Origin of the sequence: Streptomyces sp. NPDC052107, assembly GCF_040680215.1 — a bacterium.
GTDB lineage: Bacteria > Actinomycetota > Actinomycetes > Streptomycetales > Streptomycetaceae > Streptomyces.
In genome coordinates, this window is the sequence record NZ_JBFAWG010000324.1 from 1 (window position 1) to 1,061 (window position 1,061).

Annotated in this window: 2 pseudogenes; both read left to right on the forward strand. The window is 68.8% G+C overall.

Annotated features, from left to right (window positions below):
- Positions 1-210 (forward strand): annotated as a pseudogene (locus tag AB0M27_RS48170) (hypothetical protein); the annotation flags it as partial.
- A gap of 20 nt (positions 211-230) precedes the next feature.
- Positions 231-1,061, forward strand: a pseudogene (locus tag AB0M27_RS48175) (peroxidase); the annotation flags it as partial.

Genomic DNA, 1,061 nt, shown 5'->3' on the forward strand with positions numbered 1-1,061 from the left:
ATCCATGTGCTGGCGAGGCAGCCGATCGACACGTCCAGGCCGCATCCGTTCACCGAGGCCGGCAACACCGAGTTCAACATGTTCCTGTGGATGCCGCCGAGCGGGGACCGGGCGGGCGATGTGCTGCTGGCGGACTCGACGATCTTCAGTTCCCTGTTCGGGGGTGATGAGAGCCTGCGCAGCTTCTGGCGGAACCTCGTCTCGAAGTAGGGCCCGCAAGGAGGTGACCCGTGAGTGCGCCCCTGGCAGCCGAGCTGGAACTGGAGGACATCCAGCGCGGCGTCCTCAGCCCTCGGCCAACCCCTTACGCGGCCGCCTACCTGGCCTTCCGGATCGACGACCGGGAACAGGGACGGGAGCTGATACGGCGCGTCAGCGGGGCGGTGACCTCCGCTGCCGACTCGGCCAGTCCACTCGGGGACACCTGGGTCAGCGCCGCCCTGACCTGTCACGGCCTCAAGGCCCTCGGAGTGCCGGCCGCATCGCTGGACACGTTCGCCTGGGAGTTCCGGCAGGGCATGGCCGCCCGTGCCCGAGCGCTCGGCGATGTCGGCGACAGTGCCCCGGAGCACTGGGAGGCACCGCTCGGCACCCCCGACCTCCACGTGATGATCACTGCCGTCGCTCCCGACTCCCCGCGCCTGCAGGCGGCCATCGACCGCTCTCGCCCGGCCTACGACCGCCTTCCCGGCGTGACCGCGATCTGGCGGCAGGACTGCTACGCGCTGCCCACTGAAAGGGAGCATTTCGGCTATCGCGACGGTGTCAGCCATCCCGCGGTCGAGGGAAGTGGTATCGCCGGGTCGAACCGACTTGAAGTTTCCCTGAAGGCTGGGGAGTTCGTCCTCGGGTACCCCGACGAACTAGGGGGCATCCAGACCCCGCAGCCCGCCGTGCTGGGGCGTAACGGCAGCTACGCCGTCTTCCGTAAACTCCACCAGAACGTCGCCGAGTTCCGGCGCTTCTTGAGGGACAACTCCACCGGGCCCGAAGACCAGGAACTCATCGCGGCGAAGATCATGGGGCGCTGGCGCAGCGGGGCTCCCCTCGCACTCGCCCCC